15 protein-coding genes are annotated in these 14352 nt (G+C 40.7%); 1 reads left to right on the plus strand and 14 read right to left on the minus strand.

The window, feature by feature from the left end:
• Positions 1-2: 2 nt before the first annotated feature.
• The 9 genes from hemL to trpE all read right to left on the minus strand — a co-directional run bounded on the left by hemL (position 3) and on the right by trpE (position 8381).
• Positions 3-1283: a glutamate-1-semialdehyde 2,1-aminomutase gene (gene hemL / locus BHF69_RS08390; RefSeq protein ID WP_075670573.1), complete on the minus strand. Its 1281-nt coding sequence runs from the start codon at positions 1281-1283 to the stop codon at positions 3-5.
• 55 nt (positions 1284-1338) lie between these two features.
• Positions 1339-1911, minus strand: coding sequence for an NUDIX hydrolase (locus tag BHF69_RS08395; protein ID WP_075670575.1), 573 nt, complete (start codon positions 1909-1911; stop codon positions 1339-1341).
• Positions 1912-2002: 91 nt separating this feature from the next.
• Complete coding sequence (trpA, locus tag BHF69_RS08400; RefSeq protein ID WP_075670577.1) at positions 2003-2779, minus strand: tryptophan synthase subunit alpha; 777 nt, start codon at positions 2777-2779, stop codon at positions 2003-2005.
• Entirely contained in the window at positions 2772-3956 is a 1185-nt protein-coding gene (gene trpB, locus BHF69_RS08405; RefSeq protein WP_075670579.1) for a tryptophan synthase subunit beta, read from the minus strand. The genes trpA and trpB overlap by 8 nt, the downstream gene beginning before the upstream one ends.
• The gene (locus tag BHF69_RS08410; RefSeq protein ID WP_075671791.1) at positions 3943-4545 is read right to left on the minus strand and encodes a phosphoribosylanthranilate isomerase; all 603 of its coding nucleotides are present in this window, start codon (positions 4543-4545) and stop codon (positions 3943-3945) included. Before BHF69_RS08410 ends, trpB begins: the two co-directional genes overlap by 14 nt.
• A complete protein-coding gene (trpC, locus tag BHF69_RS08415) occupies positions 4532-5326 on the minus strand; it encodes an indole-3-glycerol phosphate synthase TrpC (RefSeq protein WP_075671789.1) in 795 nt (264 codons plus the stop codon). Before trpC ends, BHF69_RS08410 begins: the two co-directional genes overlap by 14 nt.
• Positions 5327-5332: 6 nt before the next feature.
• Positions 5333-6343 carry an anthranilate phosphoribosyltransferase gene (gene trpD, locus BHF69_RS08420; protein ID WP_075670581.1) on the minus strand — a complete coding sequence of 337 codons (1011 nt, stop codon included), beginning with the start codon at positions 6341-6343 and terminating at the stop codon, positions 5333-5335.
• A complete protein-coding gene (locus BHF69_RS08425; RefSeq protein ID WP_075670583.1) occupies positions 6340-6915 on the minus strand; it encodes an anthranilate synthase component II in 576 nt (191 codons plus the stop codon). Before BHF69_RS08425 ends, trpD begins: the two co-directional genes overlap by 4 nt.
• Entirely contained in the window at positions 6912-8381 is a 1470-nt protein-coding gene (trpE, locus tag BHF69_RS08430) for an anthranilate synthase component I (protein ID WP_075670585.1), read from the minus strand. Before trpE ends, BHF69_RS08425 begins: the two co-directional genes overlap by 4 nt.
• Positions 8382-8962: 581 nt before the next feature.
• Here trpE and BHF69_RS08435 point away from each other — a divergent pair.
• Complete coding sequence (locus tag BHF69_RS08435) at positions 8963-9865, plus strand: DMT family transporter (RefSeq protein WP_075670587.1); 903 nt, start codon at positions 8963-8965, stop codon at positions 9863-9865.
• Between the two features lie 56 nt (positions 9866-9921).
• Here the strand turns inward: BHF69_RS08435 and BHF69_RS08440 are convergent, their stop codons facing one another.
• The 5 genes from BHF69_RS08440 to BHF69_RS08460 all read right to left on the minus strand — a co-directional run bounded on the left by BHF69_RS08440 (position 9922) and on the right by BHF69_RS08460 (position 14339).
• Complete coding sequence (locus BHF69_RS08440) at positions 9922-10956, minus strand: TRAP transporter substrate-binding protein (RefSeq protein WP_075670589.1); 1035 nt, start codon at positions 10954-10956, stop codon at positions 9922-9924.
• A gap of 16 nt (positions 10957-10972) precedes the next feature.
• Complete coding sequence (locus BHF69_RS08445) at positions 10973-12265, minus strand: TRAP transporter large permease (protein WP_075670591.1); 1293 nt, start codon at positions 12263-12265, stop codon at positions 10973-10975.
• A 3-nt stretch (positions 12266-12268) separates the two neighbouring features.
• Complete coding sequence (locus BHF69_RS08450) at positions 12269-12772, minus strand: TRAP transporter small permease (protein WP_075670593.1); 504 nt, start codon at positions 12770-12772, stop codon at positions 12269-12271.
• Positions 12773-12864: 92 nt separating this feature from the next.
• Positions 12865-13854, minus strand: a complete 990-nt coding sequence (locus BHF69_RS08455; protein ID WP_075670595.1) for a cobalt-precorrin 5A hydrolase — start codon at positions 13852-13854, stop codon at positions 12865-12867.
• Positions 13854-14339 (minus strand): hypothetical protein, encoded by a 486-nt coding sequence (locus BHF69_RS08460; protein ID WP_192846987.1) that lies wholly within the window; start codon positions 14337-14339, stop codon positions 13854-13856. The genes BHF69_RS08455 and BHF69_RS08460 overlap by 1 nt, the downstream gene beginning before the upstream one ends.
• Between the last annotated feature and the right edge of the window lie 13 nt (positions 14340-14352).

The following is a 14352-nucleotide window of genomic DNA, read 5'->3' on the forward strand; positions in this document are numbered from 1 at the left end:
TATTACTTACATGCATGCATCAATACATCACATGTCTTCCTAATGTCTTCTTCTGTGTGTGCGTCAGAAACAAACATAGCTTCATACTGGGAAGGTGCCAGATATACTCCATGCTCTAATGCATATCCAAAATAATCAGAAAATGCCTGCATATTAGAAGAAGTTGCTCCATCATAGTCTACTACTGGATCCTTTGTAAAATAAGCACATAAAAGTGACCCTACCTGATTGACCCAGATTGGCTGTCCGCTTTTCTCTCCCTGCTTTCTCAGTGCATCTGCAATTTTCTTTGCACTGGCATCAATTCGATCATAAATTGCCGGGTCATCTCTTAAGATTTCCAGTGTCTTAATTCCTGCTGCTGTCGCAACCGGGTTACCAGAAAGAGTTCCTGCCTGATATACCTTGCCCACCGGAGATACATGATCCATGATTTCCTTGCGGCCACCATAGGCTGCCATCGGCATTCCTCCACCTACGATCTTTCCAAGTGTGGTCATATCCGGTTTGATTCCATAATATTGCTGTGCTCCACCAAGGCTTAAACGAAATCCAGTAATGACCTCATCAAAAATCAGAACTGTTCCATTTTCTGCTGTGATATCTCTTAAAAATCGTAAAAAACCTGGTTTTGGCGGTACCACGCCCATATTGGCTGCCACTGGCTCTACAACAAGCGCTGCAATCTCATCTTTATTCTCTTCAAAAAGTTCTCTTACCGAATCTTCATTATTATATAATGCCACCAAAGTCGTCTTTGTATATCCTTCCGGTACACCTGCGCTGTCTGGAACGGAGCTTGTAAGCGCTGCAGATCCTGCTTTTACTAAAAGGCCATCGGAATGACCGTGGTAGCACCCCTTAAATTTAATGATCTTATCTCTTCCAGTGAAACCTCTGGCAGTACGGATAGCCGACATAACCGCTTCTGTTCCAGAACTTACCAGACGAGTGACTTCCATAGAAGGCATCATCTCTTTGATCATCTCTGCAATGATCGTTTCTCTTCTTGTTGGAGCACCAAAGGTCAGACCATCTACTGCAGCCTTTTGCACTGCTTCAATGACCTCCTCTCTTGCATGTCCCAGAATACCTGGTCCATAGGAACATACATAATCGATAAATTCATTGCCATCTACATCGTAGATCTTACTTCCCTTTGCATGATCAATAAATAATGGGGTTCTTCCTACAGAACCATAAGCACGAACTGGTGAATTAACACCGCCTGGCATCACCTTTACTGCCTGATCAAATAATTCCTTAGATGTATCAAAATTCATATTACTTCCTCATTTCCATTTACTTTCGCTAAGAATTAGTGTAACATTGCCGTTACTATTTGACAAGCAATGATTCCTCCTCTTTGCTTAACTGGTTTTTCACCATCTGTATTTCCTCCAGCGCAATGCAGGTTTTCATAGTCTGACTTTTTACCATATTGATACACTGCCCGATTTCCATCCATTTTACACTTTCTAATTCTTCCTTTTGAATCGTAAAATCTTTCTCTTCTAAATCTTTCCATATAAAATATACTTTGCTGATCTGGCGATCTACAAACATCTCTCCATGAAATTCTTCATCGTGATAGATTACCCGTCTGCCACATAAATGAAGCTCCTCTTCCGAAGCTGTTACTCCCAGTTCTTCTTTCAGCTCACGAAGGGCAGACTCTTCATATCCACTACCAGCTGGAATATGTCCAGCACTAGAAGTATCATAGCACCCTGGATAGGAGTCCTTATTCCTGCTTCGCTTCTGTAATAACACCTGAATCTCCTGATCATATTTTCGTACCAGCCAAACATGGGAGGTTCTATGCCAGATTCCCTTCCTGTGTGCCTGCGTCCGTTCCACCACTTCTCCTGTGGGATTTCCATCCATATCTACAATATCCAGCCACTCCATATGATTCACCTCATGTTCTCTACTGATTTCTTTCTATATGATAGCACATTCTTTTTTCCAGCGAAATGATGTAATAAAGATTTTGTCTCAATTACGCTTCCATAACCGCGTCTTTCATGGATTTTACATATTCATAAATATGAGGACCAGCAGCATCTCCATACTTTTCTACAATCTTTACAATGGCACTTCCCACAATTGCTCCATCTGCAATTCCTGCCATCTCCTTTGCCTGCTTTGGTGTACTGATACCAAATCCAATGGCTGCCGGTCTATCAGAAGCCTCCCGGATTAATTTTAAAATACTGTCCAAATCGGTCTGAATCTCACTTCTTACACCGGTCACTCCCATAGAAGATACCACATAGATAAATCCTGCCGCATCTGCCGCAATTTTCGTGATTCGATCCTTAGAGGTCGGTGCGATCAATGAGATTACATCTACATCATAGGCTTTTGCGATCGGTGCCAGTTCTTGCTTTTCTTCAAATGGCAGATCCGGAATGATCAGACCATCCACACCAGCCTCCTGACATTTTTGTGAAAACGTTTCATAGCCATATTTAAATACCGGATTTAAATATGTCAAAAATACAATCGGAATATCTGTTTTCTTTCTTATGGATGCTACCATATCAAACAGCTTATCGGTAGTAGCTCCATTGGCCAGCGCACGGATATTGGCATCCTGAATAACCGGCCCTTCTGCAATCGGATCACTGAATGGAATTCCAATTTCAATCAGATCCGCTCCCCCTCGTACCATTTCCATAATAAATTCTTCACTTTTTTCCAGGGTTGGATCCCCTCCTGTTACAAATCCAATAAATGCCTTTCCATGATCAAATGCTTTCTCTATTCTACTCATAAATCTCAACTCCTCGATATCTTGCAATTGCTGCTACGTCCTTGTCACCGCGTCCGGATAAACAAATGATGATAGAATCCTCCGGTGTATATTCCTTTGCAACTTTTAATGCCTGCGCTACTGCGTGAGCACTTTCAATGGCACAGATGATTCCTTCTGTTTTTGCCAGATATTCAAATGCTGCTACCGCTTCTTCGTCTGTTACCGGCACATATTCTGCCCTCTTAGTATCATGAAGGTTGGCATGCTCCGGTCCGATTCCTGGATAATCCAAACCAGCAGATATAGAATATACAGGTGCGATCTGTCCGTATTCATCCTGGCAGAAATACGATTTCATACCATGAAAAATCCCCAATGTTCCTTTTGCAATGGTTGCCGCATGCTGGTCCGTATGAATTCCTCTCCCTGCAGCTTCACAGCCAATCAGGCGAACTTCTTTATCCGGAATAAAATGATAGAACATACCCATGGCATTGCTTCCTCCACCGACACAAGCCATAACGGCTGCCGGCAGCTTACCTTCCAGCTTTAAGATCTGTTCTCTTGCTTCCCGGCTGATTACGCTCTGAAAATCTCTTACAATAGTTGGAAATGGATGTGGTCCCATAACAGATCCAAGCACATAATGGGTATCACTAACTCTGGAAGTCCATTCTCTCATCGTTTCATTTACTGCATCCTTTAATGTCATAGTTCCACTGGTTACTGCATGAACCTTTGCTCCTAAAAGCTCCATACGATATACATTTAAAGCCTGACGATCTGTATCCTCTTTTCCCATGAAAATCTCGCATTCCATATTTAAAAGGGCTGCTGCTGTTGCCGTTGCTACTCCATGCTGTCCAGCTCCGGTTTCAGCAATGACGCGGGTTTTTCCCATTCTTTTTGCCAGAAGACACTGTCCCAGTACATTGTTGATCTTATGAGAACCTGTGTGATTTAAATCTTCTCTTTTTAAATAAATTTTTGCTCCTCCAAGATCCTTTGTCATCTGCTCTGCATAATATAAAAGAGAGGGACGTCCCGCATACTCTTTTAATAATGTGTTTAATTCATCGTTAAAATCCTTATCATTTTTATAAAATTCATACGCCTCTTCCAGTCGAATGATTTCATTCATCAATGTTTCTGGAATATATTGTCCACCATGGACTCCAAATCTACCTTTTGACATTTCTTATTCTCCTTACAATTTCTAATATTTTATCTCGATCCTTATAGCCATCTACCTCAACACTGCTGCTAAAGTCCACGCCATAGGGATGCAGTTTTCTAATCGCTTCTTCTATATTCTCCGTAGACAGACCTCCTGCCAAAAACCATGGTACCCTGATTTCTTCTGGTACCTGACTCCAGTCAAAGGTCTTGCCACTTCCTTTTCCACTGTCGATCAGATAATAATCTGCTGATATCCCATGTAACTCCTGTGCTGTCATCTGACCTGCTCTGACTGCTTTTATGATCGGTGCCTCCGTCATAGTACGAAGCCTTCCAATATAATTTTCATCTTCTTTTCCATGAAGCTGAATCATATCGATAATTCCCCGCTTGCAAAGATCAGCAATTCTTTCTGCCTCTTCATCCACAAAAACACCTACCGCCTTTATATCAGGATGTAGTCTATCCTTTAGCTTTTTTGCCACTCTGGCATCTACCTGTCTCTTACTTTTTGCAAATACGAATCCTATATACTCCGGCATGGCCTCATTGACAAAATCAATATCACATTCTCTTCTCAATCCACAGATTTTAATTGCTGTCATCTTCATCTCCGTTTAATCTCTTAAGTTCTGCCCTCTTATCCTGACTTCTCATCAGGGTTTCTCCAATCAGCACCCCATTGGTGCCATTTTCCTTTAACACCTGGATGTCCTCTTTGGTCTTAATCCCACTTTCTGATATGAAAAGAATTTCCTTTGGTATCAATGACCGAAGTCTTACGCTATTGGTAATGTCTACGGTAAAAGTCCTAAGATCTCTGTTATTGACACCAATGATTCTTGCTCCTGCCTCAATAGCATCCTTCACTTCCTTTTCATCATGTGCCTCCACCAGCGCATCCAGGCCCAGGCTTTCTGCAATGGAAATATATCTTTTGATCGTATCCTTATCAAGAATGGCACAAATGAGCAATACTGCCGATGCTCCCAGCACCTTTGCTTCATATATCTGGTATTCGTCTACCACAAAGTCCTTTCGGAGCACTGGTATCTTACATTCCCTTGCGATTTCGTTTAAATACTGATCGGATCCCTGAAAATAGTACGGTTCTGTAAGACAGGAAATGGCACTGGCTCCTGCTGCCTCATATTCTTTTGCAATCTGCAGATAAGGAAACTCCTTTGCAATAACTCCCTTGGAAGGCGATGCTTTCTTCACCTCGCAGATGAAGGAAAGCTCCTTCTCTGCCAGGCATTTATAAAAAGGAAAGCCGGTATCCTTTTCCATCTGTTCTGCTTTATCTTTGACTTCGCAAAGAGGAATCTTATTTTTTAATTCTTCCACCCTGATCCTGGTCTTTGCTGCAATTTCATCTAATATCATCATTTTCTACTCCTCATTGGTCAGCTTCACAAATGCCTCCAGCTGTTCCATTGCCTTTCCACTGTCGATCAGTTCTTCTGCCATCTTTATCGCTTCTTTTATAGAAATGAATGGTCTTGCAATGTGAATGGCTGCTGCGGAATTTAATAATACCGCATTTCTCTTTGGTCCCTTCTCTCCAGATAAGATTGCTTTTGTAATTTGAGCATTGTCTTCTGCCGTTCCTCCTGCAAGATCTTCTTTCTGGCAACGCTCCAAACCAAACTCTTCTGGCGTAATTTCGTAAGTGGTCAGCTGTCCATCCTGAATTTCACATACTGCAGTTGGTGCACTGACAGAAATTTCATCCAGTCCATCCTTGCCATAGACTACCATTCCCCTCTGCACGCCCAGATTTGCCAGTGCTTTTGACATAGGTTCTAATAAATCTTCACTATATACACCCAAAAGCTGCATATTAGCCCCTGCCGGATTGGTCAATGGCCCTAAAATGTTAAAAATGGTCCGAATACCCAGCTCCTTTCTTACCGGTCCTACATAGCGCATAGCTGGATGATATTTCTGTGCGAACAAAAAGCACATGCCAATCTTTTCTAAGATTTTCTTACTCTTGACCTCATCAATCATCAGATTCACGCCCAATGCCTCTAATACATCTGCTGCCCCTGACTTACTGGAAGCTGCCCGGTTTCCATGCTTTGCCACCGGTATTCCTGCAGCAGAAATGACAAATGCAGATGTGGTGGAAATATTAAAGGAATTGGATTTATCCCCTCCGGTTCCTACGATTTCCAGTACATCCATCTCATGTTCCAGATGAACCGCATGCCTTCTCATTTCTTCTGCCGCTGCTGTGATTTCTTCAATGGTTTCTCCTTTTAAGGATAATGCTGTAAGAAATGATGCTACCTGAACCTGAGTTGCCTGCCCTGACATAATTTCATCCATAGACTGTCTCATTTCCTCATAGCTTAGATTTTCTTTTGTTGCTACCTTTAATACAGAATCTTTCATCATTTTGCATTACCTCCTAAAAAGTTTTTCAATATCTGTTTTCCATCCGGTGTTAATACGGATTCTGGATGGAACTGAACTCCATAAATCTCATGTTCTTTGTGCTTTACTGCCATAATCTCTCCGTCCTCAGCACTGGCAATTACCATAAGACAGTCTGGCATAGATTCCCGTTCCACTGCCAGAGAATGATATCTGGCTGCTGGAATTTTCTCTTTCATTCCTTGAAATAACAGGCTGGTAGAATCAACCGCCAGCAATGACTGTTTTCCATGCATCAATGCCTTGGCATAGGTAATTGTTCCTCCATATACCTGACAAATAGCCTGGTGTCCGAGGCAAACTCCTAAAATTGGAACTTTCCCCTGAAAATATGTCACCACATCCTCACATATACCGGCCTGCTCCGGTCTTCCTGGTCCCGGTGAAAGGATAATCTTGTCCGGATTCATTTTCTCTATTTCTTCTACTGTCATTTCGTCATTTCTAATCACCTTAATATCTGGATTCATGCTTCCGATGAGCTGATACAGATTATAGGAAAAGCTATCATAATTATCAATCAATAAAATCATTCCTGTAATCCTCCTTCTGCCTGTTCCAGTGCATTGACAACTGCCTTCGCTTTGTGAATGCACTCTTTATATTCTGTCTCTGGAACACTGTCGGCTACAATTCCTGCTCCAGAACGTATAAACACTTTTCCATTTTTCTTATATGCGATCCGAATGGCTATGCAGGTATCCATATTTCCGGTAAAATCCAAATACCCAATGGCACCTCCATAGATTCCTCTTTTATTATTTTCTAATTCATTGATAATCTGGCATGCCCAAAATTTAGGTGCTCCAGAAAGAGTCCCTGCAGGAAGTACTGCTCCTATGGCATCCAGCGCCTCTTTTTCTTCCTGAATCTTTCCGACTACGGTAGAGCCAATATGCATCACATGAGAAAACCTCTCAATTTCCATATACTTTTCTACCTCTACGGTGCCGAACTGGCTGACCTTTCCAAGATCATTTCTTCCCAAATCCACCAGCATATTATGCTCTGCCAGTTCCTTTGGATCCGCCAAAAGTTCCTTTTCCAGCTCGAAATCTTCCTTTTCTGTCTTTCCCCTCGGTCTTGTTCCTGCTAAAGGAAAGGTATGCACGGTGTCGTTTTTTAATTTTACCAGGGTCTCTGGAGAGGCTCCTGCAATTTCAATGTCATCGCTGCTAAAATAAAACATATATGGAGAAGGATTGGTCATTCTTAAAATTCGATAAGTATCTAAAAGACTTCCTTCCGCTTTTGCTGTAAGGCGGTTTGACAACACTACCTGAAAGATATCCCCTTCCAGAATGTAATGTTTTGCTTTCTCCACCATATTGCAAAACTCTTCTTTTTGAAATAAGGGTTTAAATTCTGTCTGAATCTGCAGAGGTTCTTCTTCTTTTTCCTTACCCTTTTTCACCAGCTGAATCATATTTTCAATTTCTACTTTTGCCTTTTCATAATGTTCTTCCAAGCGATCAGTCTTTACATTGGCGATGAAGAAAATCTGTTGTTTTAAATGGTCAAAAGCAATAACCTTGTCAAACAGCATCAGATCAAAATCATTAAATCCTTCTTCATCCTCCGCATCCAGCTGTAAGGATGGCTCCTGATATTTGATATAATCATAGGAAAAATATCCAGTCAGTCCTCCAGTAAAATCAGGCATATCTTTGATCTTAGGACTTTTATACTCTTCTAAAATCTGACGAATATATACCGATGGATCTTCCGCTTTTACTCGAATACTGGTACCATTCTGAATGGTGACTACGTGATCTTTACATGTAATCTCCAATTTCGGATCGTACCCTAAAAATGTATATCTACCCCAAACTCTGGAATCTTCTACACTTTCCAACATATAGCAATGATGGCTCACTGCTTTTAACTTTCTCATAATCTGAAGGGGTGTATATAGGTCCGAACAAATCTTTCTACATATTGGAACTGCTCGATACTCGTTTTCATATTGTCTGATTTCTTCTAGCTTTGGATAATACATGATGTTCTCCTTCCATCTTTTCTTCATCTGTTGTTCTGATAGGTGAAAGGACTTTTTTGTTACATAAGAAATTCCTCGAATGTCTTATGTAAACAAAAAAACGCCCTTGACAAAGATAATTCTTTGTCAAGGACGGTAAATCTCTTTCCGCGGTGCCACCTTGATTCAGAGATGGTATCGAAACCACCCCCTGCACTTATCAGAATACTATCATATTCCTGGCAACTAACGTATGCCTTACGTCGTAGAATACTCAGCAGATGACTGCCTTTGACTACGCCCTCAGTGGTCCATTTGACAAGCTGCGTTCTGCCGGTTCTCAGCTACCCGACTCTCTGTAAGTGCACGATTTGCCGTTATCTCCACTTCAACGGTTTAAAAGCTTTCTTTCATTTGTTAATATGTTAGCACTTTATCCCGACAACGTCAATAGGTATTTTAAAAAACATGAATTTCATCTGGAAAATCTTTCAAATTTTTTACTTTTATGCTATTCTATACTACAACATCTCCTTCAAGCGTACAGACTGCTTAAATGAAGAAAAAGAGCGGGCTTGAATGGAAAAAGGAGGATTTTATATATGAAAAAACAATATACAATGGCTGGCATTACTGTACTGTTATGGAGTACCCTTTCTGCCGTTAGTAAACTTCTGCTAAATAATTTTCAGCCAATGCCTGTTTTGTTCTATACAAGTGGCATTGCAGCATTGACCCTTCTAGTCATCAACATAGTACTGCATGGACCTGGATTTTTTCGTATCTATTCTTTCAAAGATTATAAGAACATCCTTTTTCTCGGCACTCTGGGGCTTTTCTTTTACAATGCCCTCTACTATGTAGGTCTATCGCTCCTGACCTCTCAGATTGCATGCATTATTAACTATATGTGGCCGATGATGATCATCTTATTTTCCTGTATTATTTTAAAAGAACCACTGACCATCCGGAAGCTTCTGTCCATGGCCATCTCTTTCCTCGGCATGATCGTAATCTGTGCTCAGGGAAGCACTGGCAGTTCCTCATCTGGAAGTCTGATGGGTATGGCCGCCTGCTTCCTGGCTGCAATCTGCTATGGTCTATACTCTGTTTTCAATAAAAAGAATAATTATGATCAATTTATCATGCTATTTTTCGCATTTATGATTTCCACTGTTTTACCTGGAATCTATTGTGGCGTTACTCATACCTTTTTTCTTCCTGAGATTTCAGTCCTTCCAGGCATGCTGTGGATCGGAATTTTTGTCAACGCAATTGCTTATGTACTATGGGGAATTGCCCTAAATACTGGACAGACAGCCAAGATTTCTATTCTTGCTTATTTGTGTCCGTTTCTCAGCCTGATTTTTGGAAGAATTTTGTTAAAAGAACAGATTACATTTCTTTCCCTAGTCGGACTGATTCTGATCATCGGAGGTGTGCTGATTCAAACAGGAGAATCCAATAACACTGCTTCCTCTGTAACAAAAGACTATCCTATATAAAAGAAAGGCTGATAAACCGTTGATTTTTCAACTGCCTATCAGCCTTTCTTTATTTGCTATTTTGTTTCTCCGTTTTTTGCACCTTCAGAATATAATTCAAAGAGGCGATCGCCGGTTTTCTTCTTAATATTTTCATAAACCGGTTCACTGGCTTTCTGCATATCCTTCCATGTCTTTTCATTCAATGTCTGGATCTTCATACCATCATCCTCTAACATTTTTTTACATTTTTCTCTTCCTTCATCGGCGGCATCGCAAGCCATCTGCTGTGCAATTTCTGCAGCTTTACGGATAATCTTCTGTTCTTCCGGTGTACGCTCTTTCATAAACTCATCACTGGCGATCAACGTAATATAATCCGGAACCGCATTAGTCTCTACGATATATTTCTGCTGTTCATATAATTTGGCACTTTCAATCAGAGTATACGCATTCTCCTGTGCATCGATAGTACCCTGCTGAAGACCAATATACACTTCACTAAAGGTCATCGGTGTTGGATTGGCCTTAACTGCCTTCCAGAACTGGATATGATATGTATTCTCCATTGTTCTGATCTTCTGTCCCTTAAAGAAAGACATGTCACCAGTATAACCAATATTCGTCGTCATAACACGGAAGCCCTGATCTGCAAATCCAAGCAGCTCATAGCCTGCTCCCTGGTAAATTCCTTTGATGCTCTGCTGGAACTCTTCTCCGTTCACTGCTGCCCTTGCGTCTTCAATATCATCAAACATACAAGGAGAGTCAAAAATACAAAGCTCTGGCATAAAGCTTACCTGTGGTGCTGGAGACTGTACGACAAATGGAATATCTCCATCCTTACAGCTTTCCATCAACTCACGGTCACCACCTAAGGTACTCTGTGGATATACCTGAATCTTCATCTTCCCATCACTCAGCTTACCAACCTGGTCCGCAAAGTTTGATGCAAATACATGCGTAATCGTATCCTCCGTACTGCAGGTTGCCAGCGGCCATGCATAACGCTGTTCTTCATCCTCTGCTGATTTCTTTCCACAGCCACTTACAGAGAGAACCATGGATAAGACAGAAACTAATAATATAATCTTCTTTAAATATCTTTTCATCTTAATGCCTCCCTTTCTAACCTAACAATGTCAAACTCAGCTGTGGTATAAATGTGATCAGTAATAGGGCAATTAAGAAGAAGCCAATTAATGGCATCGCTTTTTTGGCAATATCCATAACCGGAATATCTGTCATGGAGCTTGCTACGAATAAGTTTACACCGATTGGAGGTGTTACAAATCCGATTGCAAGGTTTACTACCATGAATACACCAAAGTGAATTGGATTCACACCAATGCCTTCCATGATCGGCATCAGGATCGGTGTCAGAATCAAGATCGCAGGTGTTGTATCCATAACCATACCTACCAGCAGTAAAAAAACATTTACAACTAATAAAATCACTACCTTACTTGAGAATGTAGATAAGATCCATGCGCTAATGCTCTGTGGAACCTGCATTAATGTGAGCACTCTTGAGAAGGCCGTAGATGCAGCCAGAATAAATAAAATCGGTGCATAAGTCTTAACTCCTTCAGAAAGAATGGAATAAATATCTCTAAACTTAATGGTCTTATATATAAATAAACTGACGATCAGGGAATAAAATACGGAAATAACCGCAGCTTCTGTTGGAGAAGCAATTCCTGAATAAATACATCCTAAAATAATAACCGGTGATAATAAAGCAAAGAAGCTTTCACGGAATACCTTAAACAATCCTCTTTCATGAAGCTTGTCCATTTCGAAATTAATCTTTTCCTTATCTTCGCCAAATTTTTTACAGTACGCAATGGCATATACCATTAACAGTAACGCAATGAGGCATCCTGGTATAATTCCGGCAAGGAAGATATCACTTACCGATTCCCCTGATGCCATACCAAACATGATAAATGGAATACTTGGAGGAATGATAACTCCCAGACTTCCTGCTACTGCCACAACGGCCGTACAGAACTTTCTGTCATATCCTAAATTTACCAAAATCGGAATGGTCATGCTTCCAACTGCCGCTACCGTTGCAATCCCAGATCCGGAAATTGCTCCGTAGAACAAGCAAGTTACGATTACGGCACAAGGCAGACCTGCGGTTCTTCTTCCAATAAAATATGCAAACAGATCAAATAACTTTTCTGAAATCCCCCCACGGGCCATGATCAAACCGGAAAGAATAAACATCGGCACTGCCAATAATGGAAAACTATCGATTCCACCGAACATAGAACGGATGATATAGCTTCCGCTGGCAGTAAAGGATGGGTCAAAAATTCCTGGTAAGATTGATACAATTCCAAGAGAAATAGAAATTGGAATTGCAAATACTAAGCATAGAAAAAATAAAAATAGTACTACTCCAGCTGACATACTCTATTCTCCTCTCTCATTTAATTTTTCTTTTCCAATTACTACCATAAATCGCTGAATCCACTTCTGAACCAGTCGAATAATAGCCAGACAGAAACTGATCAAAGTTGCTGACTGCATCAGATACATTGGAATTCCACATGCAGGACTAAGCTGTTTACTTGCAACAGCCGCTAAAATATAACGATATGCATAAGGAATTAAATAAGCAAAGAACAGAATCTCCACTGTGTATGTAACCAGGCGAATAGCTGCTAATACACGATCTGGAAAAAGGCCTACAAACTGCTCAATTTTAACAGATGCACCTTTCTTGATACAAAAACTGATACTTAAGAATCCTGACCAGATGAATAAATATCTTGTGATTTCCTCTGACCAAGATAAAGAGTAACTAAACACATATCGTGCCGTTACCTGAATACCCATGATAACCATCATAAAAAGAAGCATGATAACCAAAAGAGCTTCTTCCAGATAGTTATCCAACCATTTGATAACTCGCATAAGTCTCCTCCTTTATAGACAAAAATTTAACACACACATTAATTATACTAAATTTATAAAAAAAATCTATACTTTTTCGATAGATTTTTCTCTCATTTTTGATTACTTTTGGCAATAGATACCGTAATTCCAGGAAATTTTCGCTTGTCAACCAAAATTTTTCCCTGTCCGGATGCTAAAAATGCAGATGCTGTAGCCACTGAAGCCACTCCCACCGTATTTTTCACAAACTCCGATTGTTTAATTTTTAATTTATCAAAATCCAGCCCATCGATCTCCTCTGGCTCTACCACACAGATGCTCGTATGAAAATACTCTGCTGCCTCCTTGACTCCCGGTTCTTTCGCTTTCTTTGGAATTGTTGCAATTCCTCCAATGGAAGATTGGGAATATCCCTCTTCTTTTAGGACTTCTAAAACCGCCTTTCGTATGCTTTCTCCATCCATTCCGTATTTACATCCAATCCCGATATAGAGGCTTTTGGGTCGCAGAAACAGCACATGTCTTTCGGAGTAATGATAAAGACATTCATCAATGACTACAAGGGGATTCCGGCTCTCTTCCCGATATGGAATCAGTTCCTCCCTATTTAGCTCTTCATATTCATAAGGAGTCCTTACCTCTACCGGCTCTTTGCGTAAAATAGCAGAAGAAATGTATTTTAACTCTTCTATGTTCTCAATGGAAAGTCCCCTTTCTTTAGCAAACATGTCAAAGGCAAATCCTTCCTCCACATCCGTCGCTGTAGTAATCACCGCCTCTCCCTCTGTCACCTTAGCTAACTTCTCTGCCAGCTCATTGGCTCCGCCCAAATGACCAGACAACAGGCTAATCGCATATTTCCCTTTCGCATCCATCACAACAACGGCTGGATCTTCCTTTTTATGAACAAAAAGTGGTGCGAGAATCCGCACCACTATTCCTGCTGCCATAATACATACCAGCCCATCATATTCATAAAATGCCTTTTTCATATTCTCCTTTAAGGATTCTTTTCCAAACAGTACACCAGGCGTATCCTCATTCAACCGTTCTGCCAGATGTCTGCCCTGTTCCGTAATATAAAAATAAGCAATCTTCATTATCGTTCCTCTGATTTATCCTCTTCAATCTTTACAATTACATTTCCCTTTTTTGTTGCCAGATATCCGATTCGCAGATACTGTCCATTTTCCTTAATACATCCGCCATTGGTAGATACCTGATGATAACCAAACTTCTTGATAAAAGTCTTACCATAGGAAAAATGTACCCTTCGGATATTAAAACTCTCTTCTTCCTCGTCCTCCGTGGTCTCTCCTCCCTGGGATGCCGGTGAAAAGTTCTCTACCTCTCCTTCTACGGTCTGATAATTTCCATTCTTGTATGTTTCAATAATGGATACATATCCGTAACAAAAATGGAACAGGGTATATGCACAAATGGCCAATGCGATGACTCCTAAAAATCTCACAAACAGCTTTGGTCCTTTATAAACTGCGTACAATCCGGCAAATCCAAGAATTGCAAACGGTAGTACCCAATATAATTGTATTTTAAAATTGCTGGCTTCATATAAAAGTTCCATATCTATCCCTCCT

The organism is Anaerostipes sp. 992a (assembly GCF_001940245.1).
GTDB lineage: Bacteria > Bacillota > Clostridia > Lachnospirales > Lachnospiraceae > Fimousia.

Coding starts and splice junctions, on each gene's coding strand:
- hemL (WP_075670573.1), bottom strand. CDS start 1,283: ATGAATTTTGATACATCTAAGGAATTATTTGATCAGGCAGTAAAGGTG.
- BHF69_RS08395 (WP_075670575.1), bottom strand. CDS start 1,911: ATGGAGTGGCTGGATATTGTAGATATGGATGGAAATCCCACAGGAGAA.
- trpA (WP_075670577.1), bottom strand. CDS start 2,779: ATGAGTAGAATAGAGAAAGCATTTGATCATGGAAAGGCATTTATTGGA.
- trpB (WP_075670579.1), bottom strand. CDS start 3,956: ATGTCAAAAGGTAGATTTGGAGTCCATGGTGGACAATATATTCCAGAA.
- BHF69_RS08410 (WP_075671791.1), bottom strand. CDS start 4,545: ATGACAGCAATTAAAATCTGTGGATTGAGAAGAGAATGTGATATTGAT.
- trpC (WP_075671789.1), bottom strand. CDS start 5,326: ATGATATTAGATGAAATTGCAGCAAAGACCAGGATCAGGGTGGAAGAA.
- trpD (WP_075670581.1), bottom strand. CDS start 6,343: ATGATGAAAGATTCTGTATTAAAGGTAGCAACAAAAGAAAATCTAAGC.
- BHF69_RS08425 (WP_075670583.1), bottom strand. CDS start 6,915: ATGATTTTATTGATTGATAATTATGATAGCTTTTCCTATAATCTGTAT.
- trpE (WP_075670585.1), bottom strand. CDS start 8,381: ATGTATTATCCAAAGCTAGAAGAAATCAGACAATATGAAAACGAGTAT.
- BHF69_RS08435 (WP_075670587.1), top strand. CDS start 8,963: ATGAAAAAACAATATACAATGGCTGGCATTACTGTACTGTTATGGAGT.
- BHF69_RS08440 (WP_075670589.1), bottom strand. CDS start 10,956: ATGAAAAGATATTTAAAGAAGATTATATTATTAGTTTCTGTCTTATCC.
- BHF69_RS08445 (WP_075670591.1), bottom strand. CDS start 12,265: ATGTCAGCTGGAGTAGTACTATTTTTATTTTTTCTATGCTTAGTATTT.
- BHF69_RS08450 (WP_075670593.1), bottom strand. CDS start 12,772: ATGCGAGTTATCAAATGGTTGGATAACTATCTGGAAGAAGCTCTTTTG.
- BHF69_RS08455 (WP_075670595.1), bottom strand. CDS start 13,854: ATGAAGATTGCTTATTTTTATATTACGGAACAGGGCAGACATCTGGCA.
- BHF69_RS08460 (WP_192846987.1), bottom strand. CDS start 14,339: ATGGAACTTTTATATGAAGCCAGCAATTTTAAAATACAATTATATTGG.